21 protein-coding genes are annotated in these 23,043 nt (G+C 65.0%); 9 read left to right on the plus strand and 12 right to left on the minus strand.

From position 1 onward, the window contains the following. The 5 genes from HPY67_11865 to HPY67_11885 all read left to right on the plus strand — a co-directional run bounded on the left by HPY67_11865 (position 1) and on the right by HPY67_11885 (position 7,125). Complete coding sequence (locus HPY67_11865) at positions 1–210, plus strand: uracil-DNA glycosylase (GenBank protein ID NPV05414.1); 210 nt, start codon at positions 1–3, stop codon at positions 208–210. Positions 211–350: 140 nt separating this feature from the next. Then, positions 351–1,100, plus strand: a complete 750-nt coding sequence (locus HPY67_11870) for a GAF and ANTAR domain-containing protein (protein NPV05415.1) — start codon at positions 351–353, stop codon at positions 1,098–1,100. 114 nt (positions 1,101–1,214) lie between these two features. After that, positions 1,215–2,801: an FMN-binding glutamate synthase family protein gene (locus HPY67_11875; protein ID NPV05416.1), complete on the plus strand. Its 1,587-nt coding sequence runs from the start codon at positions 1,215–1,217 to the stop codon at positions 2,799–2,801. 153 nt (positions 2,802–2,954) lie between these two features. Then, the gene (locus tag HPY67_11880) at positions 2,955–5,927 is read left to right on the plus strand and encodes a peptidase M16 (protein ID NPV05417.1); all 2,973 of its coding nucleotides are present in this window, start codon (positions 2,955–2,957) and stop codon (positions 5,925–5,927) included. A gap of 295 nt (positions 5,928–6,222) precedes the next feature. Continuing rightward, on the plus strand, positions 6,223–7,125 hold the full coding sequence (locus HPY67_11885) for a hypothetical protein (GenBank protein NPV05418.1): 903 nt from the start codon (positions 6,223–6,225) through the stop codon (positions 7,123–7,125). A 277-nt stretch (positions 7,126–7,402) separates the two neighbouring features. Here the strand turns inward: HPY67_11885 and HPY67_11890 are convergent, their stop codons facing one another. The 5 genes from HPY67_11890 to HPY67_11910 all read right to left on the minus strand — a co-directional run bounded on the left by HPY67_11890 (position 7,403) and on the right by HPY67_11910 (position 12,440). Beyond that, complete coding sequence (locus HPY67_11890) at positions 7,403–8,593, minus strand: NAD(P)-binding domain-containing protein (GenBank protein NPV05419.1); 1,191 nt, start codon at positions 8,591–8,593, stop codon at positions 7,403–7,405. A gap of 83 nt (positions 8,594–8,676) precedes the next feature. Further along, positions 8,677–9,468 (minus strand): ABC transporter permease, encoded by a 792-nt coding sequence (locus HPY67_11895; GenBank protein ID NPV05420.1) that lies wholly within the window; start codon positions 9,466–9,468, stop codon positions 8,677–8,679. Further along, the gene (locus HPY67_11900; GenBank protein ID NPV05421.1) at positions 9,465–10,385 is read right to left on the minus strand and encodes an ATP-binding cassette domain-containing protein; all 921 of its coding nucleotides are present in this window, start codon (positions 10,383–10,385) and stop codon (positions 9,465–9,467) included. The genes HPY67_11895 and HPY67_11900 overlap by 4 nt, the downstream gene beginning before the upstream one ends. A 212-nt stretch (positions 10,386–10,597) precedes the next feature. Continuing rightward, positions 10,598–11,515, minus strand: coding sequence for a 4Fe-4S binding protein (locus HPY67_11905; GenBank protein NPV05422.1), 918 nt, complete (start codon positions 11,513–11,515; stop codon positions 10,598–10,600). 28 nt (positions 11,516–11,543) lie between these two features. Continuing rightward, the gene (locus HPY67_11910; protein NPV05423.1) at positions 11,544–12,440 is read right to left on the minus strand and encodes a hypothetical protein; all 897 of its coding nucleotides are present in this window, start codon (positions 12,438–12,440) and stop codon (positions 11,544–11,546) included. Between the two features lie 234 nt (positions 12,441–12,674). Between HPY67_11910 and HPY67_11915 the strand changes: the two genes are divergently transcribed. From HPY67_11915 to HPY67_11925, 3 genes are all read left to right on the plus strand, one after another. Next, complete coding sequence (locus HPY67_11915) at positions 12,675–12,953, plus strand: hypothetical protein (GenBank protein NPV05424.1); 279 nt, start codon at positions 12,675–12,677, stop codon at positions 12,951–12,953. Between the two features lie 275 nt (positions 12,954–13,228). Next, positions 13,229–13,501 (plus strand): hypothetical protein, encoded by a 273-nt coding sequence (locus HPY67_11920; GenBank protein NPV05425.1) that lies wholly within the window; start codon positions 13,229–13,231, stop codon positions 13,499–13,501. Between the two features lie 98 nt (positions 13,502–13,599). After that, the gene (locus tag HPY67_11925) at positions 13,600–13,851 is read left to right on the plus strand and encodes a hypothetical protein (GenBank protein ID NPV05426.1); all 252 of its coding nucleotides are present in this window, start codon (positions 13,600–13,602) and stop codon (positions 13,849–13,851) included. Positions 13,852–13,994: 143 nt separating this feature from the next. Here the strand turns inward: HPY67_11925 and HPY67_11930 are convergent, their stop codons facing one another. The 7 genes from HPY67_11930 to HPY67_11960 all read right to left on the minus strand — a co-directional run bounded on the left by HPY67_11930 (position 13,995) and on the right by HPY67_11960 (position 21,533). After that, entirely contained in the window at positions 13,995–14,630 is a 636-nt protein-coding gene (locus HPY67_11930; GenBank protein NPV05427.1) for a J domain-containing protein, read from the minus strand. A 193-nt stretch (positions 14,631–14,823) separates the two neighbouring features. Next, on the minus strand, positions 14,824–17,490 hold the full coding sequence (locus HPY67_11935) for a glycosyltransferase (protein ID NPV05428.1): 2,667 nt from the start codon (positions 17,488–17,490) through the stop codon (positions 14,824–14,826). A gap of 46 nt (positions 17,491–17,536) precedes the next feature. Further along, positions 17,537–18,244, minus strand: a complete 708-nt coding sequence (locus tag HPY67_11940) for a transglutaminase family protein (protein NPV05429.1) — start codon at positions 18,242–18,244, stop codon at positions 17,537–17,539. A 929-nt stretch (positions 18,245–19,173) separates the two neighbouring features. Then, positions 19,174–19,329, minus strand: coding sequence for a hypothetical protein (locus HPY67_11945; GenBank protein ID NPV05430.1), 156 nt, complete (start codon positions 19,327–19,329; stop codon positions 19,174–19,176). 242 nt (positions 19,330–19,571) lie between these two features. Continuing rightward, positions 19,572–20,036, minus strand: a complete 465-nt coding sequence (locus HPY67_11950; protein ID NPV05431.1) for a CBS domain-containing protein — start codon at positions 20,034–20,036, stop codon at positions 19,572–19,574. A 263-nt stretch (positions 20,037–20,299) separates the two neighbouring features. Continuing rightward, the gene (locus HPY67_11955; protein NPV05432.1) at positions 20,300–21,190 is read right to left on the minus strand and encodes an MBL fold metallo-hydrolase; all 891 of its coding nucleotides are present in this window, start codon (positions 21,188–21,190) and stop codon (positions 20,300–20,302) included. Between the two features lie 10 nt (positions 21,191–21,200). Next, a complete protein-coding gene (locus tag HPY67_11960; protein ID NPV05433.1) occupies positions 21,201–21,533 on the minus strand; it encodes an antibiotic biosynthesis monooxygenase in 333 nt (110 codons plus the stop codon). Positions 21,534–21,764: 231 nt separating this feature from the next. Between HPY67_11960 and HPY67_11965 the strand changes: the two genes are divergently transcribed. Beyond that, the gene (locus tag HPY67_11965) at positions 21,765–22,979 is read left to right on the plus strand and encodes an efflux RND transporter periplasmic adaptor subunit (GenBank protein ID NPV05434.1); all 1,215 of its coding nucleotides are present in this window, start codon (positions 21,765–21,767) and stop codon (positions 22,977–22,979) included. Positions 22,980–23,043: the final 64 nt, after the last annotated feature.

Below are 23,043 nucleotides of genomic sequence, written 5' to 3' on the forward strand. Positions count from 1 at the left end.
TTGAACGGCCGGCGGCGGCAGGAACGGAAGGTCAGCTGCTTCGAGTGCAGGCACTTCTTCATCACCCACGAGCCGGCCTGGCCTTACGGCTGCAAGGCCATGGGCTTCAAGTCCCGGGAGATGCCCTCCGACGCCGTGCTGCGCAACTCGGGCGAGCCCTGCCTTTGCCGCGAGCCGCGGCCGTCAGGCCCGCCGAGGGAAAGGGGGTAGCGGCCCCGGACCGCCTGCGACGACGACGTCCCGGGGGTACATTTCTGTTGATTTTCAAAGCGGCGGTGTTATAGGAAACAGAAACCAATGCGTGCCGGGCACGCGGCGCCCGAGCGCCGCACCGGAGGGGTTTGCGGTTTATGGCTCGAAAAAAGACGGTGCAAGCCGAAGGCGAACAGTCCGGCGGCGGGAAGGCCGGCTCCGCGGACAGCAAGATCAGCGCGCTGCTCACAATCAGCCGCGCCATCACGTCCGAAAAATACCTGGAAGACATCCTGCGCCTCATCGTCACCGTGACAGCCGAGGTCATGGGGTCCAAGATCTGTTCCCTCATGCTCATCGACGACGACGGCAAGCTCCACGTCAAGGCGACCCAGAGCATCAGCAAGGAATACAACAAGAAACGGGTCCTCGAGGTCGGCAAGGGCGTCGTCGGCAAGGTGGCCTCAGAGAACCGGCCGGCCATCGTGCGCGACGTGCGGGAGAGCGAGGACTACCTCTACCCGGACATGGCGCGCAAGGAAGGCCTCGTGTCGCTCCTCTCGGTGCCCCTGGCCGTGAAGGGCCGCGTCATCGGCGTCATCAACTGCTACACCTCGCGGCCGCACGACTTCACGGAGTCCGAGGTCACCGTCCTGACCACGATCGCCAACCAGGCCGCCATCGCCATCGAGAACACGGAGCTGCTGGTCCGAAGCCGGGTCATCCAGGAGGAGCTCGAGTCGCGCAAGATCGTCGAGCGGGCAAAGGACATCCTGGCGGCCGAGAACGGCATCGGCGGCGACGAGGCCTACCGGAAAATCCGGGCGATGAGCATGAACATGCGCCGCCCCATGCGGCAGATCGCAGAGGCGATCATCATCTCCCGGGGCGTCCATGAAAGTTCTTGACACGTTTCTGTAACTCTGGTAACGGAACCGTTACTTTTTGGATAAAGGCGTCCAAAGCCGGGCTTTGGGCGCTTTTTTTAATCCCGCAGGAGGACGAGGAAGGAGGACGCGCGTATGAACCTGAGGCAACCCAATGCAAACGAGGCGACGGGGACCTTTAACCGCTCGCGGAGCGTGGTTCCCATGTCCGGTATCTGCACGCGCTGCGTGGACGGCTGCCGGGGCGGCTGCGAGATCTGGCTGTCGACGTTCCGGGGCCGCGAGGTGCTCTACCCCACGGAATTCGGCAACATGACCGCCGGGGCCGACAAGAACTACCCCGTGGACTATTCCCACCTGAGCATCCAGGGCTATGCGGTCGGGGCCTATGGCCTCCCCAAGGGCGTCAAGCCCGGTCCCGACACGGCCGTCTTCCCCGCCGTCGACACCGAGACGGAGTACGGCTGGACGAAAAAGGTCAAGATGAAACTGCCCATCTTCACGGGTGCCCTGGGTTCCACGGAAATCGCCCGCAAGAACTGGGAGCACTTCTCGGCGGGCGCCGCCGTTGCCGGCATCACCATCGTCTGCGGCGAGAACGTCTGCGGCATCGACGTGGGGCTCGAGCGCGGGGCCAACGGCCTCGTGAAAAAGTCCCCCGAGATGGACCGCCGCATCGAGACCTACAAGCGGTACTGGGACGGCTACGGCGAAATCCTCGTCCAGATGAACGTGGAAGACACCCGCCTCGGCGTGGCCGAGTACGTCCTGGAGAAGCACGGCCTCGACACGATCGAGCTCAAGTGGGGTCAGGGCGCCAAGAACATCGGCGGCGAGATCAAGATCCCCTCTCTGGAGCGCGCCCAGGAGCTCAAGCGCCGCGGCTACATCGTCCTGCCCGACCCGACGATGCCGGAGGTCGAGGCGGCCTACAAGGCGGGCGCCATCAAGGAATTCGAGCGCCACAGCCGCCTGGGCTTCGTCACGCGCGAGGGCTTCATGAAGGAAGTCGCGCGCCTGCGCAAGCTCGGCTACAAGCGCATCACCCTCAAGACGGGTGCCTACTCCGCGGTGGAGCTGGCCATGGCGATCCGGTTCTGCTCGGATGCCAAGATCGACCTGCTCACGATCGACGGGGCCCCCGGCGGGACGGGCATGAGCCCCTGGCCCATGATGTGCGAGTGGGGCATCCCCTCGCTGTACCTGCACGCGATGGCCTACGATTTCTGCCAGAAGCTGGCCAAGAAGAAAAAGAGAGTGCCCGACATCGCCTTTGCCGGCGGATTCTCCGACGAGGCGGGCGTGTTCAAGGCCCTCTGCCTGGGCGCCCCCTACGTCAAGGCCGTCTGCATGGGCCGCGCGCTGATGATCCCCGGCATGGTGGGCAAGAACATCGGCGAGTGGATCAAGAACAAGGACCTGCCCAAGACGGTCTCGCGCTACGGCAACACCCTCGAGGAGATCTTCGTGAGCTACGAGGAGCTCCGCAAGAAGTACGGCAAGGAACTCGACTCGATGCCCACGGGCGCCATCGGGTTCTACACCTACGGGACGAAGTTCAAGCAGGGCCTCCAGCAGCTCATGGCGGGAGCCCGCAGCTTCAACCTCTCGCTTCTGGACCGCAAGCATCTCATGTCGCTCACCCGCGAGTGCGAGGAGGTCACGGGGATCCCCTTTGTCATGGAGGCGTACCGCAAGGAGGCCGAGAAGTGGCTCAAGTAGCGTAGCGATCGCGATCCGAAACGGTTCGGGGGGCTGGAACGCACGTTTCAGCCCCCTTTTTTCATTCGCCTTGACAAGGGGCGTGATTGTCCTGCATGGTTGAAAAGCAACCTGCGCAACCGTGGGCAACTTGTACGAGGAGGGATGAACCAGGTGGTCAATCGAGCGGACTGTCCCGAACCGAGGCTCCAAAAGGGCGAAGAGAGACACGGCTTCGCCGTGCTGAGGGTCGAGGCCGTCAGCGACATCGGCTGCACGGCCTACGAGATGGAACACATCGCCACGGGGGCGAAGGTGCTGCACCTCCACGGCGGCGACAGCGAGAACCTCTTCGCCGTCGGGTTCCGCACGCCCCCCTGGGACTCGACGGGCATCGCCCACATCCTGGAGCACACGGTCCTGGCGGGTTCCGAGCGATACCCCGTGAAGGACGCCTTCAACGAGCTGTCGAGGGCCACGCTGCAGACCTTCATCAACGCCTTCACCTACCCCGACAAGACCGTCTACCCCGTGGCGAGCCAGGTCCCCGCCGATTTCTTCAATCTCGCCCGGGTCTACACGGACCTCGTGCTCAGGCCCCGCATCCTGCGGGAGACCTTCCAGCAGGAGGGGCATCACCTGGAGTTTGCCGACCCCGAAGACCCGGCGAGCGGCCTCACCGTCTCGGGGATCGTCTACAACGAGATGAAGGGGGCCTACTCCTCGCCCGAGGCGCTGATGTTCAAGGCCCTCCAGCAGAACCTCTTCCCCGACAACCCCTACGGGTTCGATTCCGGCGGCGACCCGGAGGTGATCCCGCGGCTCACCTGGGAGCAGCTCCGGGAGTTCCACCGGCTCTACTACTCGCCCTCGAACGCCTATTTCTTCCTCTACGGCAACATCCCCACCGAGGAGCACCTGGCCTTCCTGGAGGGCGTTCTCGCCGGGTTCGGCCGGGTCCGGGTCGATTCGGCCATCGGCCTGCAGCCCCGGTGGCCGGCGCCGCGGTCGAGGCGGGACTGCTACCCCATCGCGAAGGCCGACAGCCCGGCGCGGAAGACCGTCGTCAACATGGCCTGGATGACCGCCGAGAACACCGAGCCCGAAGAGGTGCTGCTCCTCCGCATCGTGTCCCACGCGCTGGTCGGCACGGCGGCGGGCCCGCTGCGCAAGGCCCTCGTCGACTCGGGCCTCGGCGAGGACCTGTCGCCCGTCACGGGGCTCGAGTCGGACTTGCGCCAGGTCGTGTTCGGCGTCGGCCTCCGCGGCACCGAGCCCGACAGGCAGGGGGCCATCGAGGCGCTGATCCTCGAGACCCTGGAGGGGATCGCCGATAGGGGGTTCGACCGGGACCTCATCGAGGCGGCCCTGCACCAGGTGGAGTTCCACGGCCGCGAGATCGTCCGGGGCGCCTACCCCTACGGGGTCACCCTCATGGGCCGCGTCTTCCACACGTGGCTCTACGACGGGGACCCCCTCGTGCCCCTGCAGTTCAATGCCCTCATCGAGCGCATCCGGGAGCGCTGGCGGCGTGATCCGGGTCTCTTCCAGCGCGTCGTCCGGAGATGGTTCCTGGACAACCCGCACCGCCTCACCTCCGTAATGGAGCCGAGCCGGACATGCCTGGACGAGGCAGAGGCCCGGTTCAGGCAGCGGATGGCCGAAATCGAGGCGGCCCTGACCGAGAGGGACCGGTCGAGGATCCTCGAAGAGGCCCGGCGCCTCAGGGCGCTGCAGTCCGAGCCCGACTCCCCCGAGGCCCTCGCCACGCTTCCCCGCCTGAGACGCTCCGACATTCCCCGCGAGGCGGAGCGGATCCCCTCCGAAACGGATCGAACCGACGGGATCGACGTCCTGAAGCACGAGATCTTCGGCAACGGCATCGTCTACCTCGATTGCGCCTTCGATGTCTCCCACGTGCCCGAGGAGCTCCAGCCCTGGCTGCCGCTGCTCGGCAAGTTCGCGCGGGGGATGGGTGCCGCAGGGCGGCGGTACGACGAGATGGCGACCCGGATCTCCATGACCATGGGGGCGCTCGGGGTGCAGCTTGCCTCGGGGTTCGGGTGCGACGGGAAGGAGAGCTGGCAGAGGATGGTGTTCCGGATGCGGGCCCTGCACCGCAACATCCCCGAGGCCGTGGGGCTCCTCGGCGACATCCTCGCCGCGGGCGACCTGGCGGACCGCAAGCGGATGGAGGATCTCGTCCTGGAGAAGCGAAACAGCCTGCAGTCGGCGGTCATCCCCTCGGGGCACCTCTTTGCCCAGCGCACGGCGGCCGCGACGCTGACCCTGCCGTCGCTGCGCGACGAGCAGTGGAACGGGCGCATCCAGCTGCGGCTGCTCAACGGCCTGGCGGAGCGATTCTCGGCCGAGCCCCTCATCGAGACCATGGAGCGGCTCCGGGCGCTCGTGTTCGGCCGGGGCCGGCTGCTGATCAACGTGACCGGGGATGCGGAGGGGATCGAACGTCTCCTCAAAGAGATCGGGAACCTGACCGGGCGGCTGGGCGGCGGTTCCTCCGGGGCCGCCACGGCATCGGTGCCGCCGGGCCCCGCGCGGCTCGGGGTGGCCATCGCCGCCCAGGTGTGCTACGTGGCGCAGGTGGCCGTCGCGCCCGGCTATCTCGACCCCTCTTCGGCGGCGCTCGCCGTCGCCTCGAGGGCCCTCTCGAAGGGCTACCTGTACAACCGGATCCGTGTGCAGGGCGGGGCCTACGGGGGCATGTCCCTCTACGATCCTGCCGGGCGGATCTTCTCCTTCCTGTCCTACCGCGACCCTCACCTGGAGGAGACGCTGAAGGTCTACGAGGGGGCCGCGCGGCACCTGCTCGACGCGGGGATCGATGCCGAAGAGCTGGAGAAGACCGTCATCGGGACCCTCGGCACCCTGGACCGGCCCTCCGACCCGGCGGGCAAGGGGTACCTCGCCATGGTCCGCCACTTTTCGGGGATCACCGACGCCGACCGTCAGGCCTTCCGGGACCGGGTCCTCGCCATGACCCCCGAGGAGCTCCTGCGGGCCGTCCGCGAGGTCCTCCTCCCTGCGCTCGGTGCGTCCTCCGTGGCGGTCTATGCGGGCGAGGAACGGCTCGCGCGGGCCCGGCAGACGGCGGTGCCGGACCTCGTCATCGAGCCGCTGATGGGGTGATTTCCGGGGCGTGCCGCCCCGGAAGAGAGGCTGAGAGGGTAAGAGGGCAAGAAGGTAAGAAGTTTGGATAAGCCGGCGGGCTATCGCATGCTGAAAGCCCCTCCAACCTTCTCACCGTCTCACCTTCTTACCTTCTGCCGGGTTGATACCCCTCATCCCGGTCGCATGGGACTGAGGGCCCCCGGAAATGCAACCCGGGGAGCCTGCGGCACAGAAATTGCTCATTTCTCAGCCCGACAGGCCGAGGGGTTTCCTTCCCCCAGGCGGGTTTCACCTCACGGTCGGAGGACTCGACTTGGACAACCGCTCCATCCTCGTCGGAATCGGCACGATTCTCGGCATCGTCGCGGTGCTCAGCTTCGGGGTCTACCTCGAGCGGGGCGGCCTCGAGGACCTCGGCATCGTGCGCAAGGGGTTCGCCCAGCCCGTTGTGGCGAAGCATACGCCGGGAGAGCTTCCCGACATCCAGGGCAACCGCGTCTTCCGCAAGAAGCTGCGGGCGCAGAAGACGCCGAAGGAGTGGAAGGATTTCGAGGAGCTCGAGCAGGACGTGATCCGCTTCTGCCGCAACCTGGATGAACGGGAGTACATCAAGGCCCGCAGGCTTCCCGAGGGGACCTACCGGCAGCTGGTCAGGATCCTCAACAACCTGGCTGCAGCCCCGCCCATCGTGGCCGGAGAAGCAACCGACCCCTACAAGCTCAAGTTGAACCAGGAGCATTTCCTGCGGGTCATCGGGCAGGAGAATATCGGCCTGCTGCTCGACATCCTCGCCAACGAGACGGAGCTGTTGGAGTCGTCGGCGGAGATGGTCTTCGATTGGCTCAACAAGGGGATCGAGGCCGGCAACCCCGAGATCCGCATGACGCAGAAGGAGCTCTACGAGTACGCCGCATTCTTCCTGAACACCCTGTCCGGCAAGGCCTTCCTGTGGAAGCGGGACTCCAAGACACGGATCCTCGCCACCTATTACTCCGTGCTGGTCGTGGACCGCGCGAACCGCGAGAAGAGGAACCGCCACGGCGTGGACATCCGGCCCGCCGCCGCCCAGCTCATGGACGACATGGTCAACTACAGGAACTTGAGCTACCGGGGCCTGTACATCAAAAGACTCAAGGCCTTGGAACCCCCCGCCTCGGCCGCCCTGGCCCCGGAGACCCCGGCCAACGGCAAGCCCCAGCCCGCCGCCCGGCAATAGACGGCAGTCAGCAGACAGCAGAATACCCCGTGATCGCGGATCCGAGGGATTTGATTTCTTTCAACGCGATCATCTGCGGGATATCATCCGACCTGACCGTGACAGGGGGCATCCAACCCTGTAGCGGCCGGACGGTGAGAGGGGGTCTTTTCCTGCAGCCTGTTCAGAAAGGTTCAGATACAAGGCGTCCCGAAGGTCCGAGGAGAGAGTGTACTGTGTGGTGTGCATGAGCGACGAGGAACGAGGGCAACGCAGTAGATGATTTATCAGCAGGCTCCTAGAAGTCGAGCATCGAGGGCAGTCCCTTGTCACGCCTGTACCACCAGTTCGGGAAGAGCCGGTACAGGACGCGGGAGACGGGGCCGATGTACTCCTTGGAGCGCTTGTCGAACTGGATGGACTCGATGAGCCTCTCCTCGATCTGCTTGCGGTCCCCCGACTCGTTGAAGACGTGGTAGGCGCAGGAGAAGATGGGGCTGTACATGTTCTTCTTCGCGAGGTAGCGGTAGACGTTGCGGATCGTGTTGGGGCCTTCCGGCGTGCCGTCGATGCGGCTCAGCACCTTCCGGTCCGTCTCGATGGGGTTGCCGTCGAAGAGCTCGTAGTAGAGCTTTCCGTAGCGGTAGTTCTTGCTGGCATCCGAGGACAGCGTGACGTAGAGGTCGCCCACGCCCGCCTGGCTGTAGAAGGCCTGGAAACTTCCCCCGAGGAGCCTGGCAAGCGAGCGGATCTCGACCCCCGAGCGCGCAAAGATGGTGCCCGGGATGGAGTTGCCCAGGTTCATGCTGTCCGTGACCCCCTTGATGTTGGCCACGATGTTCTTGAGGGCCCCGCAGGCCTCGATCCCCACGATGTCGAAATTGTAGTAGGATGTGATCTCCCGCCGGTCGAAATTCAGGATTTCCTTCCGGACGGTCTGCGCCACGCTGCGCGGTCCGGCGATGGTCAGGGCCACCGGTTTGCCCATGGCAATGTCCACGTCGAAAAACGGCCCCCCCATCGCCACGACCTTGAACTTGTGCTGGATGTGCACGAGGTCGCCGTTGATCATCTGTGACGGGGTGATCAGCTCCTTCGTCTTTTCGTCGGACACGAGGCCCTTGATGGCCGAGATGATGCAGGTCTTGCCGCGCTTCTTGGCGATCATGGGGCGCAGGTAGTCGAGCAGGCGCGACAGGCGGTTCATCGTGATGGCGAGGAAGATGAAGTCGTTCTCGTTGACGACCCGTTCGAGGTCGTTGGTCGCCTTCACCTCCGGGGCAAGCCTCGGGACATTGCTCATCCCGCCGTAGATCCGCGCGAGGTCGTTGGTGAGGTGCTTCGGGTTGAGGTGCTCCTCGTTGATCGCACGGCACACCTCGGCGTCGTGATAGTAAATCGTCACGGGCCTGCCGTTGCGGCCGTAGATGTAGGCCAGCGCCGTGCCGAGCCTTCCCGGCCCTATGATGGCGATCTTGTTCGTGTCCAACGTGGCTACCCGTTTTGCAGAATGGGTTGTAAGTATAGGCAGTTAGAAACCGCCTGTCAAATGAAAAGGATGCCCCCGGCGGATCACTTGATCAGGCGGCGCCGCATCCATACGAGGGCCAGCGGGAAGAATACGGCGCTGAAGGCCGCGAGGTACATCAGGTGCCAGGGCAGCGACGGGTCGAGGCGGCCGAGGCCGATCGCGCGGGTGAGCTCCACGAGGTGGGTGAGCGGCAGGAACCAGGCGACGGCCTGCGCCCACGCGGGCAGGGTCTCGAGGGGAAAGAACGTCCCCCCGAAGAGGAACATGGGCGTCACGAAGAGGAAGATCGGCAGGTTGAACAGGTCGATGTGCTTGACGACGGCCGTGAAGACCATGCCGATCGACGCGAAGGCGAACCCGGCGATGAAGGACAGGGGGAGGATCAGCAGCCCCTCGGGGTAGCGGATCAGCCCGAAGAGGGTCAGGATGGCCTGCATGATCGCCGTGGCGATGACGGCCTTGGTGGCCCCCCAGACGATCTCGCCCGCGATGATGTCGTCGAGAAACAGCGGGGTCGCCAGCATGGCGTCAAAGGTTTTCTGGTAGTACATCCGGACGAAGGACCCGTAGGTCGTCTCGAAGAAGGCGTTGTACATCATGGCGATGCACAGCAGCGCCGGGGCGATGAAGGCGACGTAGGGGACCGTCGCCTCCCGCCAGCGCACGTCGCCGACGAGGACGCTGAGGCCGTAGCCGAAGGCGAGGATGTACAGCAGCGGCTCCAGCAGCGGCGGCAGGAAGCTCACCCGCCAGGTCTTCCGGTAGACCCGGACGTTGCGCCGCCAGACGTGGAGAAAGCGGCGGGATATCCGGAGGTCGCGCAGAGCGTTCATTCCCGCAGCTCCCTCCCCGTGAGCTTCAGAAAGACATCCTCCAGGGTGGCCGCCCGCAGGATGCAGCCGTCGCGGCAGTACTGTTCGCTGATCTCGCGGTAGAGCCGGTCCCGCTCGTCGCAGTATATGATGATGCGGTGACCCAGGTCGTCGTGCCGCAGCCCGCGGTCCCGCACGAACGTGCGCAGCGCCTCGCCGGGTTCGCCCACCTCGATGATGTCCTTTCCCGCGTGGTCCCGGATCAGGTCCCGGGGCCTTCCCTCCACGAGGATCCTGCCGCGGTCCATGATGATGAGCCGGTCGCAGAGACGTGCGGCCTCCTCCATGTAGTGCGTCGTCAGCAGGATGGAGATGCCGCGCGCCCGGAGCCCCTCGAGGCGCTCCCAGAGCTGGTGGCGCGACTGGGGGTCGAGGCCCGTCGTGGGCTCGTCGAGGATCAGCAGGTCGGGCTCGTTGATCAGCGCCCGGGCGAGGACCACCCGCCGCATCAGGCCCCCCGAGAGATCGGGGATCGCCGCGTCCCTGCGGCTCTCGAGGGCGATGAACTGCAGCAGCTCGAGGGCCCTCTCGGTCGCCTTCGGGCCGGGGATGTCGAAGTAGGACGCGAACACCTCGAGGTTCTGCAGGACCGACAGCTCGGGGTCGAGGTTGTTTTCCTGCTGGCAGACGCCGATGCGGTACTTGAGCTTGCGAAGCCCGCGCCGCCGGGAGACGTCATGCCCGAGGACGCGCAGGGTGCCGCCCGACAGGGGCGAGAAGCCGTAGATCATCCGGATCGTCGAGGTCTTGCCGGCGCCGTTGGGCCCGAGGATGCCGAAGCACTCCCCGCGCCGGGCCCGGAAGGTGATCCCGTCGACGGCGGTGAAGGCGCCGAAGGTTTTTTTCAGGTTCTCGGCCTCGATGACGTAGTCCAACACGACCCCGTTATTCGACGGACATTATTCTTCCTGCGAACAGACGGTTTTCGACCGCTCTGACGCCCGCTGCACTGCAGACGCAAAAACTCGCCCTTCGGGCTCAGACAGTTTGCGCTGCAGACGTTCCGCTTCGCGAAGAGCGGATACCGAAAACGCGTCTCACTTCGCAGTCAGAAAAACGTCCGTCGCAGGTTGAATTTGGGGTCAGCTTATCATGTTTTCGACGGGAAAGCATACCGGATCACGGGGGGCTTTCGGCCGGCGGGCCGCAGGTAGGTGACGGCGGGCCTGCCGAGGGCGACGACGGCGTGGACGGTCTCGTCGGCCGGGATGCCCAGGGCGCGCGGGATGGAGGGGTCGCGGCGCATGGCCTCGACGGCGAAGCCGATGAGGCACGACCCGATGCCCATGGCATGGGCGGCCAGCGCGATGTTCTGCGCCGCCAGCAGCGCGTCCTCCCGCGGGCAGGATGCGCCGGGCCTCGTCGCGATGACGATCGCCGCCGTGGCGCCGTGGAACAGCCTGTCGCGGCCCGTCTCCTCGAACTCGCGGAGGGCGTCCCGGACCTGGTCGTGGTAGCGGCGGTAGTAGAACCCCAGCCGGTCCCTCAGGAAGAGCTTCGAGAAGAGTCGGGCGGCCGGGTTTGCGGCCAGGCGGTTGAGCCGCTCGTAGAAGCGGGCCACGAGCCGGCCGAAGGCGAGCATGGCCTGCCGGTCGGGAACGATCGTGAAGGTCCAGCGCTGGCTGTTGGTGCCCGAAGGGGCCATGGCGCCGGTCCGGGCGAGGTCATCGAGGGCGGCCCTGGGGACGGGCTCGTCGGTGTAGCGGCGGCACGAGCGCCGCGAGGCGAGGAGGCGGACGAGCAGGGCGGTGTCGAACTCCCCGAAGGGGAGCCAACGACCGCCCGTTTCGACCGTGGCAAGCGCAATGTGGCCCGTGCTGACGGATTCGACCGTGATGGCCCCGGCGGGGCAGACGGCGGCGCAGTGATCGCAGCCGAAGCAGCCGTCCCGCCGCAGGGTGATCGTCCCGTTCACCAGGGCAAGAACGTCGGACGGGCAGACATCGAGGCACAGACCGCAGCCGGTGCACCGGTCCGGATCGAGCCGGGGTGTCGTCCAGTCCTCCATCGCCGGCATCCCGCCCCTCCGATTCGGGTTACCGCTCCTTCGGGGGCTCCGGGCCGTAGTAGGTGACCTTGGCGTCCTTCATCGACTTCTCGAGGAAGGCGTTGAGCCGCTCCTGCTGGATGGACTGCGTGGCCCGGGCCTTGACCTGCTCCTTGACGGACTCGTAGGGCTGCTGCTCGGCGGCCTTGCGCTCCTCCTGCTTGATGATGTGGTAGCCGAACTCCGTCTCGACCACGCCGCTCAGCTCCCCCGGTTTCAGGGCGAAGGCCGCCTGCTCGAAGGTGCCCACCATGCTGCCCTGCGTGAAGAAGCCCAGGTCGCCGCCCTTGGCCTTGGAGCCGGGGTCGTCGGAGTTCTCCTGGGCGAGCTTGGCAAAGTCCTCGCCCGCTTTCGCCTTTGCGAGGATCTCCTCGGCCTTTTTCCGTGCCGCTTTCTTGTCGTCCTCCTTCGCGTCGGGCTTGACGCTCACGAGGATGTGCCGCGCCCTGACCATCTCGGGGTTCTCGAACTCCTTCTTGTGCGCGTCGTAGTAGGCCTGGAAATCCTTTTCGGTGAGGTTGATCTTGCCGATGATCTCCTTCTGGACATAGGTCCTGGCCAGGTACTCGTCGCGCATGATCTCGATCTGCTTCCTGACGGCGGGGTTCTTGTCGATGCCCTTCTTCCGGGCAACGTCGGACACGACCATGATGCTCGCGAGGTTCCGCACGAGGACCTCCTCCATCCGGGGATCGGCCTTGATCATGGCCTGCTGGTTTTCCGGGTAGAGGCCCGTGTAGGCCTCGATGTCGCTCCGGGTGATCTCCTTGTTGCCGACCTTCGCAAGCACGTCCTTCTTCGCCTTCTCCGCCGCCGGGGCGACGGCGACGGTCAGGGCGAACAAGACCATGATGACTGCAAGAGCGCCTGCCGAAATTTTTCTCATTTCCGTTTCTCCTTTTCTCGGGTTGCCTCGGGCCATCGGTACGCCCGCAGGGGGTTTGCAATTTGCTAACGTTACCACAGGGCCCTGAAAACAGAAAATTTTTTTTGCGTCCCGGGCCCCGGTTTTCCCTGCATGGATCGTACCGCGCCCGCTGCGCCCGAAGATCGCGCGACAGGGCGGGGCCTTCTGTGCTATGGTGGGCCTACAGCCGACGGGCCGGTCCAGGGAGGGCGCATGAAACGGCAACACGACACCCGGATGCTCCGGTTTTTCATGACGGGGACGGCCCTTCTCTTCATCGCGGCCAGTTTGTCCCTGTCCGGCATCGACCTTTTCCTCGCGGTCCAGGGGGCCGCCCTCGTCCTCGGGGGACTGACGCTCGTCTCGCTCTTCAGGCGCTACCGCGGCCTGGACCTCTTCTCGGCCGCTTCGATCTACGTCCTCTACATCCTGATGATTGCGCTGTTTTCCCCCGGCTTCGTCAAGACACTCGCTGCATACCTGGCGAAGTAGCCGACAGCAGGGCTCGCCGCCCTCTCCTTCCGTCTTTTTGCGCTTGCGCCCCGTGCCGGATGCCTTTTTGATGTTTCGTTCATCCCGCGTTGAACGTTCCGTTCAAAAGAGGGCCTCCCGAGGCGCCCTGCAGGCCTCGCCGCCATCGCCTGCACACCGGCATTTCTTTCGTGAATCCATGCACTTGCAAACTATCTGCCTTCCCCTCTCCATCCTGGCACGCTCCTTTCTATGGTATCGGGCAACAAAACAAAAACACCGAGGAGGACCTGACCATGAAAAAGACGCTTTCCACCCTGATTCTTTCCGCCGTCGTCGTTCTGATCACCGCCGGATTTGCCTTCGCCGAGTACGCGGCAGCCGGGGCGGGCAACTTCCCCTACTTCCACCTGGGGGCCCTGATCGTGGGCGGCATGACGATCGTATCGCTCAAGCAGAAGTACGAGAAGCTCTACCTCAGCGAGGCGGTGGGCAGCTTTGCGATGTACGCGGCGCTGGTGGCGCTCTTCACGAGCCCGGTGGCCGAGGCGATCAAGAATCTGCTGTAAGAGACAGGCACTAGGCATCAGGCGTCAGTCTTCAGGAAGCAGCAGGCGCAAGGCAAAAGAGGCACGGAGTCCCGAGCGCGAGACAGGAGGCAGGGGCCATGGCAGCGCAGGTGAAGGCAAGAGTTCGGCAGATCGACTTCTCGCATATTCTGGTGATCGGTTCCTGGGGGTTTGCGATCGTGATTGCCTCGATGCTGGCGCTGTACATGGGGTACCTGCTGGACGAGATGCTGCGGACGCCGTCGACGTTCATGCTGGGGCTGTTCTTCCTGGCGCTTCTGCTGTGCATCGGGCGGCTCTACAAGGATGCCTGGGACCGTGTGGGCAGGGAGAAGAAGGCTCGGGGCTAGAGGCCCGGGGAGCCGAGGGAAACGGAACCCGCGACAGACGAAACAGCCGAGACAGACCGCAGAAGGTCCTCCTGAAAGAAAAAGCCCCCTCCCGTCCGGGATGGGGGCTTTTTTTACGTTCAGATTGGGAGAGGCCGGGGGGATCAGCGGTTGAAGGCCGTACCCTCGGGCGAGACGAGAAGGTCCTCCTTCCGGGGACTGGCGGCTTTCCCGTCCGGGCCCTGCGGAGCCGATCCGCCGGCCGTGAGCAGGCGGTCCTTTCGGAGCCGGAGCCGGTTCTCTTCGATCTGGTCGACGCCCAGGGCGCTGATCGCCAGCATCCCCGTGTCGAGGCGTTCGACCCAGCCCTTGGACTTCAGGTACCAGAGGTGGAACTCCACGAGTTCGTAAGGCTTGCCGAGGAGGCGGGCCATCTCGTAATCGCCCAGTCCCGGGCTCTTCGGGTTGCGCCGCCGCTGGACGTAGAGGATCGAGAGAAGGCTCTCGCGGGTCTCCCGGTCGTCGCCGAAGGCGGTCCCGTCGCCCGCCTCGGAGGCGATCTTCCACTTGCGGTTCCAGTAGTCCTGGTACTTGACGTCGTAGCCGGCCCGCGCCTTGGGGTCGGAGAGAACCTGATGCGCTTCCACCACCAGGCGGAACCGTTCGGGGTCCGCCGACTCCCGGTTGTCGGGGTGCAGCTTCTTGGCCAGGTGCCGGAAAACGCGCTCCACCGTGTCGGTGTCGGCGTTCGGGCTCAGCTGCAGCAGCTCGTAGTAATCGACGAAGCCCGTGTCGTTCACGAAAAACCCCTTTCCGGGTCGCCCGCGCCGCTCATCGGGGCAGGGTCGCGAACCGGCCCGGCCCCCTTGAGGGCGCACGGCAGACCATCGATGGTTGCGGACGGGGAAAAAGAGCAGCAAACCATGTGCCAAACGCGGCCGGCAGCGCAAGAAATGCACAGGACGGCTTCGAAAACCCGCCGCCCCGGGCCGTCTACACGATCGGCTCGCCTCCGTTGATGCGCTCGTAGGCGCGGATGTAGGCGGCGATCATGTTCTCGAGGCGGTAGCGCTGGCGGGCCTCGCGCATGATCCGCTTGAGCTGGGGCTCGCGGACCTCGGCCGGGCGCCGGTGGAAGCGCACGCTGTTCTCGAGGCCGTACCAGAGCCCGCGGGCGTCGTAGTCCCGGAACAAGAAGCCGTTTCCCACGTCCTGGGGCGCCCCCGCGATCTTGAGGCGCAGCTCGCGGATCTTGTCGTGGTAGCCGCCCGTGTCGCGGTTCGTGGCCGTGGCGCCGAAGATGTTGCCCACCTGGTCGATCTGGCCGCAGGGTTCGTAGAGCGACGCCCCGAAGACGTCGCTCGCGGCGGCATACCCCAGCATGCAGAGCTCCTCGGTGAAGGGCTGGTAAGCGATGCGCCCCCCCGAGGCGTAGGCGATGCGCCCCAGGATCTCCGGGTGGGTCCGGTCGCTGCCCACGCCGTCTCCCACGATGGCGATCTGGACGTCGGGGTGATCCGAGCAGAAGGGCCCTGCCACCTGTTCCAGCAGCTCCACCCCTTTCTGCGTGGGGTCGAGGCGCGAGGGCCAGAACAGCAGGATCGCGTCGGGCTCGACGTTGAGGCCCAGCCGCTTCTGGAACTCGACGCGGTTGATCCGCTTGGCCCTGAGGACGTCATCGTCGGGCCCGTATTTCTCGACGCAGTACTCGCACCGTTCCGGGTACATGTAGGCGGGCGGCGCGTTCATGATCGCGATGGCCGAGCCGTGGAAGTACTTGGCCTTGACCTCGGTCCGCACGCCGGGCGGCACGATGGGCCTGTCCATGAAGTAGTCGTAGACCACCTCCTTGAGGAACTGCTCGCCCACGAAGTTGATCAGGGTGGCGTTCTTGATGGCCGTGGCCTGGCTGTCGACGCAGCGCCTGCCGTATTCCTCCGAGTAGTAGATGTTCTCGGAGAAGTCCTCCATGTCGACGCCGAAGAGCATGTCCAGTGGGATGTGGCCCGTGAAGACGTTGTGGACCGTGTGCAGGACGGGGACCCCGCGGGCCTTGAGGTAGGCGTTGATGATCCCGCCCGCCATCCAGTCGTGGGTGTGGACGATCAGCCTGCCGCCGTGGCGGGCGCTCACGCCCTTGATGACGTTGTTGACGATCTCGCGCTGGAACTCGGCGGCGTTGAGCAGGGGGTTGCCGCCGTAGGCGCTCAGCAGATCGGAAAAGACGCCCGAGCTGACGAGGTGGATCTTCTCGGGGTCGATCCTGTAGCGCATCTCCCGCCACTGCTGCGCGCTGAGCCTGGACTCCCGCTGGAAACGCTTCTTGAGGTTCAGCAGCGCGAGGTGGACGTCGACGCCCCGCTCCGTCAGGCCCTCGCACAGGGCCGAGATGACCTCGCCCTGCCCGCCGCTCTTGCCGGAGATGTACTTGGCGAGCCCACCCAGATCCTCGGGGAGCCGGCCCGTTTCGGGCGTCACGATGAGAACGGCGGGCTTTTCCTTGCGCGTGAGGATCTCGAAGCGGAAGATGGTGACCGTGAGGATGTCGATCTTCCGGGTCAGGATGTGCACGGCGCTGGCAAGCGATGCGCCGTAAGGGTTCGCGTAGCTGCTCAGGGACGTCTCCCGGCCCGTGGGCCGGTGGATGTAAAACAGGTGATCCGCCGCGGTGAGGTGGCGCCAGTGCGTCAGCAGCTCGCCGCCCGCCTTCCTGGCGATGTCCTCCATCTTCTCGATATCCCGGAAGAGGTCGAGCTGGGCGGGGTCGTCGAGCCACCCCCCCGTCTGCGCCTCCATCGAGGCCGCGTCGGCTTGCGGCGCCGGGATCTCGAGGACCGGGCAGCCTTCGGCCTCGACGCTCCGGGCCACTTCCGCCGGCGTGACGACCTCGATGCCCGGGAACTCCGGCAGCGCCTCGGCCAGCCTTCGCCAGAAGTCGTGCATCCCCGGCGCCCCGGCGCCCGGTGAGCCGAGGGTCTCCATGTTGTAGCCGAGAAGGAGGACCCCTTCTGCGCTTGCGGCGATGCGCTCGAGGTACGCCCGGGGCCCGGGTTCGCCCTGCACGGCGTAGGCACCGATCGCATCGCTGAGCTCGCGGTCCCTCGGGATCAGGAGAAGCCTCGACCCGGCGGCCCGGCACACCCCGCCCGCGCCGCCCGTCTCGCACAGCATGGCCGTGTAGCCCATGTCGGCGACGACGGCGGCGATGTCCCGGTTGCAGATCAGGTCCGTGTTGCAGAAGGACGTGGGCCGTGTCCCGAAATGCTTGGCCAGCCGGTCGCGGTGCAGGGAGACCTGGTCCCGGAATTCCTGCTTGCGCGGGTCCTCGAAGAGGCTCACCAGCGAGTGGTAGTGCGTCTCGTCGAGGAACTCGACCCTCGCGCCGTCCCGCCCGGCATCGAGGAGGTCCTGGAGGGCCCTGATGACCTCGCTCTGGTAGAGGTCCGCCTGATCGAGGAAGGTTCCCGAGACACTGACGGCCGCCTTGAAATCGGGGCAGCGCCCGACCAGCTCCGCAAGCGTCCGGATGGCGGGCAGATAGAACCGGGCCGCCTTGTCCGCGAAGAATACCCGGTTCCGCTCGTCCCAGAGGAACTTGTCGCGCTCCGGGTGGAGCAGGCAGGGGTGGTGGAGCTGGAAATAGAAGATCACGGACACCATCGGGCGCTTCATCCTTGCCGGTTGTCGAGCCGCGGGCGGGGACGGCTCAGGGCCGGTCGTTGCCCGGGGCGGCCGCTTCCTTCATCGCTTCCCGCTCGAAGTCGCCGCCGACGGGGGTGCCCCCCACGGGGAAAAAATCGGGATAGTGCCGCTGCATGGCCTCGACGATCCGCTCGAACGGTACGTCGGCAAAGGCCCCGTGGTCCCGCAGGTACTGCATGTGACGCCGGCCCCGGCTGTCGAACTCGTGAAAGAGACAATCCGACGTGCCGTCGAACTCCAGCGGCCTGACGCCGAACTTCTCGCAGAGGCTCATGTTGAAGGTCGGCGTGACCTTGAGCCATCGGCCGTCCAGGAACAGCTCGGAATAGCCGTGGTAAACGAATTCGTCGGTTTTCATGAGCCGGCGGAGCCTCTCCGTGCTCAGGTGGTTCTTCACGTCGGCAAACCCCACCCGCGCGGGAATCCCGGTCGCGCGGGCGACGGCGGCCAGGGCGATGGCCTTCGCCACGCAGTAGCCGCGTCTCTTGCCGATGATCACGCTGGCCTTGAAGGCGTCGGGCACGAGCTCGATGTTGTAGGGGTCGTAAATGAGTTCATCGCGGACGGCGCGGAAGAGGCTCACGGCCCTCTCCGCTGCCGTTTGTCCCCTTGCCCGGGTCCGGGCGAAGTCGACGACGGTGCCGGATGCCGAATCGATGTAGAACGTCGGCTGAAGAAAGGGACGGAGATCTTCCGGAGCCTGCGCTTCCATGCGAACCCCCTGTGCTCTCCTTGTTCCTTCCCGGAAGGGAAGTCTTGGTTGACGGGGCATGTCCCTCGGTCTTGCCCGCGGCGTTCGGGCTCCCGACTCCCGGCCGGCGGCTGCCATGCCCGAAGGCCCCGGCGAGACCGCCACAGGCAAGATAACGCAGTTCGGAAATCCATTCAAGGGTTTAAACATCCGGAGGGGCGGGGGACCAACGGGTAAAAGGCAAGAAAAAGCCTGCCTCGAGCGAGACAGGCCGTTGAAAGGGGGTTATGTGTTACGGATACATGATGGCTTCATTCATGGAAGGGAGCGTCGTCGGTCCCCTCCATGAACGAATAGGAGAGAGGTAGATGACAGAGAGAGTACGGTTGCCGTCCTGGGGACGGGTTCTTTCTTTTCGGTCCCTGCCGCCCTCTTCCGGTTTTTGGATTCATTCATGGAGGGGAGCGTCGTTGGTCCCCTCCATGAACGAATAGGAGAGAGGTAGATGACAGAGAGAGTACGGTTGCCGTCCTGGGGACGGGTTCTTTCTTTTCGGTCCCTGCCGCCTCTTCCGGTTTTGGATTCATTCATGGAGGGGAGCGTCGTTGGTCCCCTCCATGAACGAATAGGAGAGAGGTAGATGACAGAGAGAGTACGGTTGCCGTCCTGGGGACGGGTTCTTTCTTTTCGGTCCCTGCCGCCCTCTTCCGGTTTGGATTCATTCATGGAGGGGAGCGTCGTTGGTCCCCTCCATGAACGAATAGGAGAGAGGTAGATGACAGAGAGAGTACGGTTGCCGTCCTGGGGACGGGTTCTTTCTTTTCGGTCCCTGCCGCCCTCCTCCGGTTTTGGATTCATTCATGGAGGGGAGCGTCGTTGGTCCCCTCCATGAACGAATAGGAGAGAGGTAGATGACAGAGAGAGTTCTATCTGTGCCCGCAGGCTTTTTTTCAAGAGCGGCCCTCGGCCTTGGACTTGCCGAGGAGCTTTTCGTAGTAGAAACGGTTTTCCGTCGAACCCGACATCAGTCGCGGCTTCCTCGCATTGCGGATCTGACGGTCGAACCAGAACCTGAAATTCACTGTGGAAGCCTTTTTGCTGTTCATGGTGTCTTTCTTGCCTCGATTCCCTGAACTTGGTTAGGCGCTTTATACCCCATGGAAACGCCTCGTTGAATCGGAGCAAGTCTGATTTTCCTGTCAGAGAGACACCTACAATCGAGTCCAAATTCATCTTACATAATGGCAGATTGTTCCTCTGTGCGGAACAATCTGCATTCAATTTATACACTCTCATTCGAAAAAGCAAGGGGTATGACGGAAAAAATTCTACGGATGGGAAAGTCGAATCAGTCCTGCCGTCCTGCGGGCATGAGGGTCCGCAGGACATCCTCTTTGCCGATCACGCCCACGAGGCGGCCCTGATCGAGCACCGGCAGGGTGTGGATGTTGTTGTTGACCATGAGGGTGGCGATGTCCTCCAGGGCCGCGTCCGGGTCGATCGTGATCGGGTCAGGCGTCATGGCCTGCGCCACCGTGGTGGCCACGATCTTGGCCATCTCCTTTTCGAGGCTCCTGTAGGATGTCAGGGGGATGAGGCCGTCGAAAAGGGTGAACAGGGAGGGAAGGGGAAATTTCTTTTGCTGAACGATGAGATCGTCCTGGCAGATGATCCCGACGAGCCGCCCCTTGTCGTCGACAACGGGCAACCCGTTGAAATGGTTTTCCAGTAAAATCTTGGCCGCCTGCGTGATCTCCGTGTCGGGGGTGACGGTGATCACATTTTTCGTCATGATGTCGCGGGCCTTGAGCATGGCCATATGCCTCCCTGCTGCCGCAGCGCGACGGGGCCGTCGCGTGCGTCCTCAAGTTGGATGGGTTCTCTGCCGATAAAGTGGACAGGGACAGCGGTTGGATCCGGTGCCGGGCCGTCACGGAAAACAGGGACCCGACCCTCCCGGACGGACCCGGGACCGCTTCAAGCCCTGATCCGCTGGCAGCGTTTCAATCTTCTCCTTTCTTCCTTTCACCTTCCCCCCGGGCCGCACCACCCGGGGGGACCTTTTCGTGGCCCGTCTCAGGCCCTGCTTCTGCGGATCACCAGGCGGCAGCACCCGATGATGTTGTCGGGCGTGTAGAGGGCCAGCTCGTCCCGGTAATAGCGCGGGTACAGGTCCCGGACGATCGCGTCCTCGTCGCGGGGGTCGTTGCGGATCTCCTCGCAGAGGGCACGGGCGGCTTCCCGGGCCTCCTGGATGGCCTTGCGGGCGTCCTCGCCCACAAGCGGCCCCTGATGCGCGAGGCAGAGGATCCGGGGCTCGAGCGCTTCCAACCGGTCGATCGTGGCCATGTAGTCCGCATAGCCCGTGAAGAAGATCGGGAAGAACCCGATGCGGGGGATGCGGAAACCCAGGCTGTCGGAGCACATCAGGGCTCCCAGGGCCGGCGCGTGCACGAGGATGTTGCCGATCGCGTGACCGCGGACGTGGAGGAATCGAAGGACCAGGCCGCCCAGGTCCAGCGTGTCGCCGTCTGCGGCCACCGCGGCGCTTTCCACGGAAGGCGGCCGTTCGATCGGGGGCCGCCCGGGCCTGAACCCCTTAGACGCCAGGAACTCCGACATGAAGCGGTCCTCGGCCACGATCGCCGCCGCCGTCTTGGGGTGGGCGAGGAATTCCCTCGCGCCGGGCCCAATCACGACGCGGGCCTCGGGGTAGCGCTCCTGCAGGGCGGACAGACCGCTGATGTGGTCCCCGTGCGGATGGGTGACGATGAGGTGGTCCGGCCTCACCCCGAGCGCGTCCATCTGCGCGAAGACCATGTCGGCCGTGGCCGAGATGCCCGTCTCCACGAGGGCCGACGCCGCCTCTCCCCGAAGCAGGTACAGGTTGAAAAAGGAATTGCCCAGCACCCAGAGCCCGTCGGCCAGGCGCAGCGGATAGCCCGCGGCAGTCGGCTGATGTTCCATGGCCTGCGGATCAGCCGCCCTCGTAGCCCTTGAAGCTGCGCAGGGAGACCGATTTCTCCGGGTATTGGTAGACTTCGTACTCGGTTTTCTTGCCCAGGAGCTTGTCGATCTGTTCCTGCAGCGCCGCGCGCTCCTTGCTGGCGAGCCACCTCTTCCAGTCGTCCAGTGTCTGCCAGGTGCTGATGACGAGATACTCGTCGGGGTTGTCGGCGCTGCGCAGCGTCTCCCCGGAGATGTATCCGGGCTGACGGGACGCAAGCGTCCGGAGTTGCGTGATGAGATCCAGAAGAGCCGCTTCCTTGTCCTGCGTGACCCTGCGTTTGATGAGCACTTTGACGAGCATGTTCACGCCTCCTCTTTTGGATTTCCTGCGCAGTTTCATCATAGTCCCGATGGGGCCGAACTTCAACGAAAAAGTCCCCGTCCCGCCGGGTCGCTCAATCCTGTTGACAAATCGGGCCGAGAATGTTTTTTTAACCGCAATGGATACGCATTGTCCCGGCGAGCCGTATCCGGTGTGAAGGGCCGGTTCCGCCGGTTTTTTTACTTCCGCGCCCGGGCAAAGAAAGAACCGATGGCAGCCGACGACCTCTCCCGCCTCAAGATCGACAAGTCTGCGAAGACCGTGCGGCCGCGCCTGCAAAGAAAGCCGATGCTTGTCGTCGGCGCGGCTCTCCTGTTGCTGGCGGCCGCCCTGTACGGGATGGGGGTTTTCAGCGCCGCCCAGCCCGTGGACGTGGCCACGGTGGGCCAGACCTACCCCTCGCAGTCCTTCACGGTCCTCAACGCGAGCGGTTACGTGGTGGCCCAGCGCAAGGCCGCCGTCGCCTCGAAGATCACGGCCCAGCTCCTGGAGATCCACGTCGAGGAGGGCAGCCGCGTGAAGAAGGGCGACATCATCGCGAGGCTCGAGGGCGCCGACGCCGCCGCGGCAAGGGACCAGGCCCGGGCAAACCTGAGTGTGGCCCGCTACAGTCTGGACCAGGCCCGGGCGGAGCTGGCGGACGCGCGGGTTTCCTACGAGAGGGAAAAGGGGCTCCTGGCCCGGGAATACACGACGAAGGCCGCCTTTGACGCGGCCGAGGCCCGGTTCCGCAAGGCCGAGGCCGGCGTCGCGGGGGCCGAGTCCGCCGTGAAGGCCGCCGAGGCGGCCCTCGAGGCGGCGACGGTGAATCTGGAGTACACGCTCATCCGCGCCCCCTTCGATGCCGTCGTGCTCACGAAGAACGCCGACGTCGGGGACATCGTGACGCCTCTGGGCGCGGCCGCGAATGCCAAGGCCGCCGTCGTCACCATCGCCGACATGCAGTCGCTGCAGGTCGAGGCCGACGTGTCGGAGTCCAGCCTCGAGCAGGTCAAGGTCGGCCAGCCCAGCGAGATCCAGCTCGACGCCCTGCCGGACAAGCGGTTCCGCGGCGTGGTGCACATGATCATCCCGACGGCGGACCGGACGAAGGCCACGGTGATGGTGAAGGTCCGCTTCGTCGAGACGGATCCCCGGATTCTCCCGGAGATGAGCGCCAAGGTCGCTTTCCTGTCGAGGCCCGTGGGGGCCGGAGAGGAGAGCCCCCGCACGACGATCAACCCCGCAGCGCTGGCGAGCCGCAACGGCAGGACGGTCGCCTTCGTCATCCGGGAGGGCCGGGTGCAGGAGCAGGAGGTCACGACGGGCGAAAAGCTGGGCGATCTGCTCATCGTCACGGGCGGCCTCAAGCCCGGCGACCGGGTCGTCCTCAACCCGCCCAAGGGCCTCAAGACCGGCAGCCGGGTGAAGCAGGCGGAGAAGTAAAGGACAGAAGTTACGAAGCGCGGAAGTTATGAAGCTGGGAGAAGCATGCCGTCGGCGCCTTACG

It is taken from the genome of Syntrophaceae bacterium, from assembly GCA_013177795.1.
GTDB lineage: Bacteria > Desulfobacterota > Syntrophia > Syntrophales > UBA2192 > UBA2192.

Coding starts and splice junctions, on each gene's coding strand:
- HPY67_11940 (NPV05429.1), bottom strand. CDS start 18,244: ATGGAAGCGCAGGCTCCGGAAGATCTCCGTCCCTTTCTTCAGCCGACG.
- HPY67_11870 (NPV05415.1), top strand. CDS start 351: ATGGCTCGAAAAAAGACGGTGCAAGCCGAAGGCGAACAGTCCGGCGGC.
- HPY67_11875 (NPV05416.1), top strand. CDS start 1,215: ATGAACCTGAGGCAACCCAATGCAAACGAGGCGACGGGGACCTTTAAC.
- HPY67_11945 (NPV05430.1), bottom strand. CDS start 19,329: ATGAACAGCAAAAAGGCTTCCACAGTGAATTTCAGGTTCTGGTTCGAC.
- HPY67_11960 (NPV05433.1), bottom strand. CDS start 21,533: ATGCTCGTCAAAGTGCTCATCAAACGCAGGGTCACGCAGGACAAGGAA.
- HPY67_11955 (NPV05432.1), bottom strand. CDS start 21,190: ATGGAACATCAGCCGACTGCCGCGGGCTATCCGCTGCGCCTGGCCGAC.
- HPY67_11920 (NPV05425.1), top strand. CDS start 13,229: ATGAAAAAGACGCTTTCCACCCTGATTCTTTCCGCCGTCGTCGTTCTG.
- HPY67_11935 (NPV05428.1), bottom strand. CDS start 17,490: ATGGTGTCCGTGATCTTCTATTTCCAGCTCCACCACCCCTGCCTGCTC.
- HPY67_11910 (NPV05423.1), bottom strand. CDS start 12,440: ATGAGAAAAATTTCGGCAGGCGCTCTTGCAGTCATCATGGTCTTGTTC.
- HPY67_11965 (NPV05434.1), top strand. CDS start 21,765: ATGGCAGCCGACGACCTCTCCCGCCTCAAGATCGACAAGTCTGCGAAG.
- HPY67_11950 (NPV05431.1), bottom strand. CDS start 20,036: ATGCTCAAGGCCCGCGACATCATGACGAAAAATGTGATCACCGTCACC.
- HPY67_11925 (NPV05426.1), top strand. CDS start 13,600: ATGGCAGCGCAGGTGAAGGCAAGAGTTCGGCAGATCGACTTCTCGCAT.
- HPY67_11895 (NPV05420.1), bottom strand. CDS start 9,468: ATGAACGCTCTGCGCGACCTCCGGATATCCCGCCGCTTTCTCCACGTC.
- HPY67_11915 (NPV05424.1), top strand. CDS start 12,675: ATGAAACGGCAACACGACACCCGGATGCTCCGGTTTTTCATGACGGGG.
- HPY67_11905 (NPV05422.1), bottom strand. CDS start 11,515: ATGGAGGACTGGACGACACCCCGGCTCGATCCGGACCGGTGCACCGGC.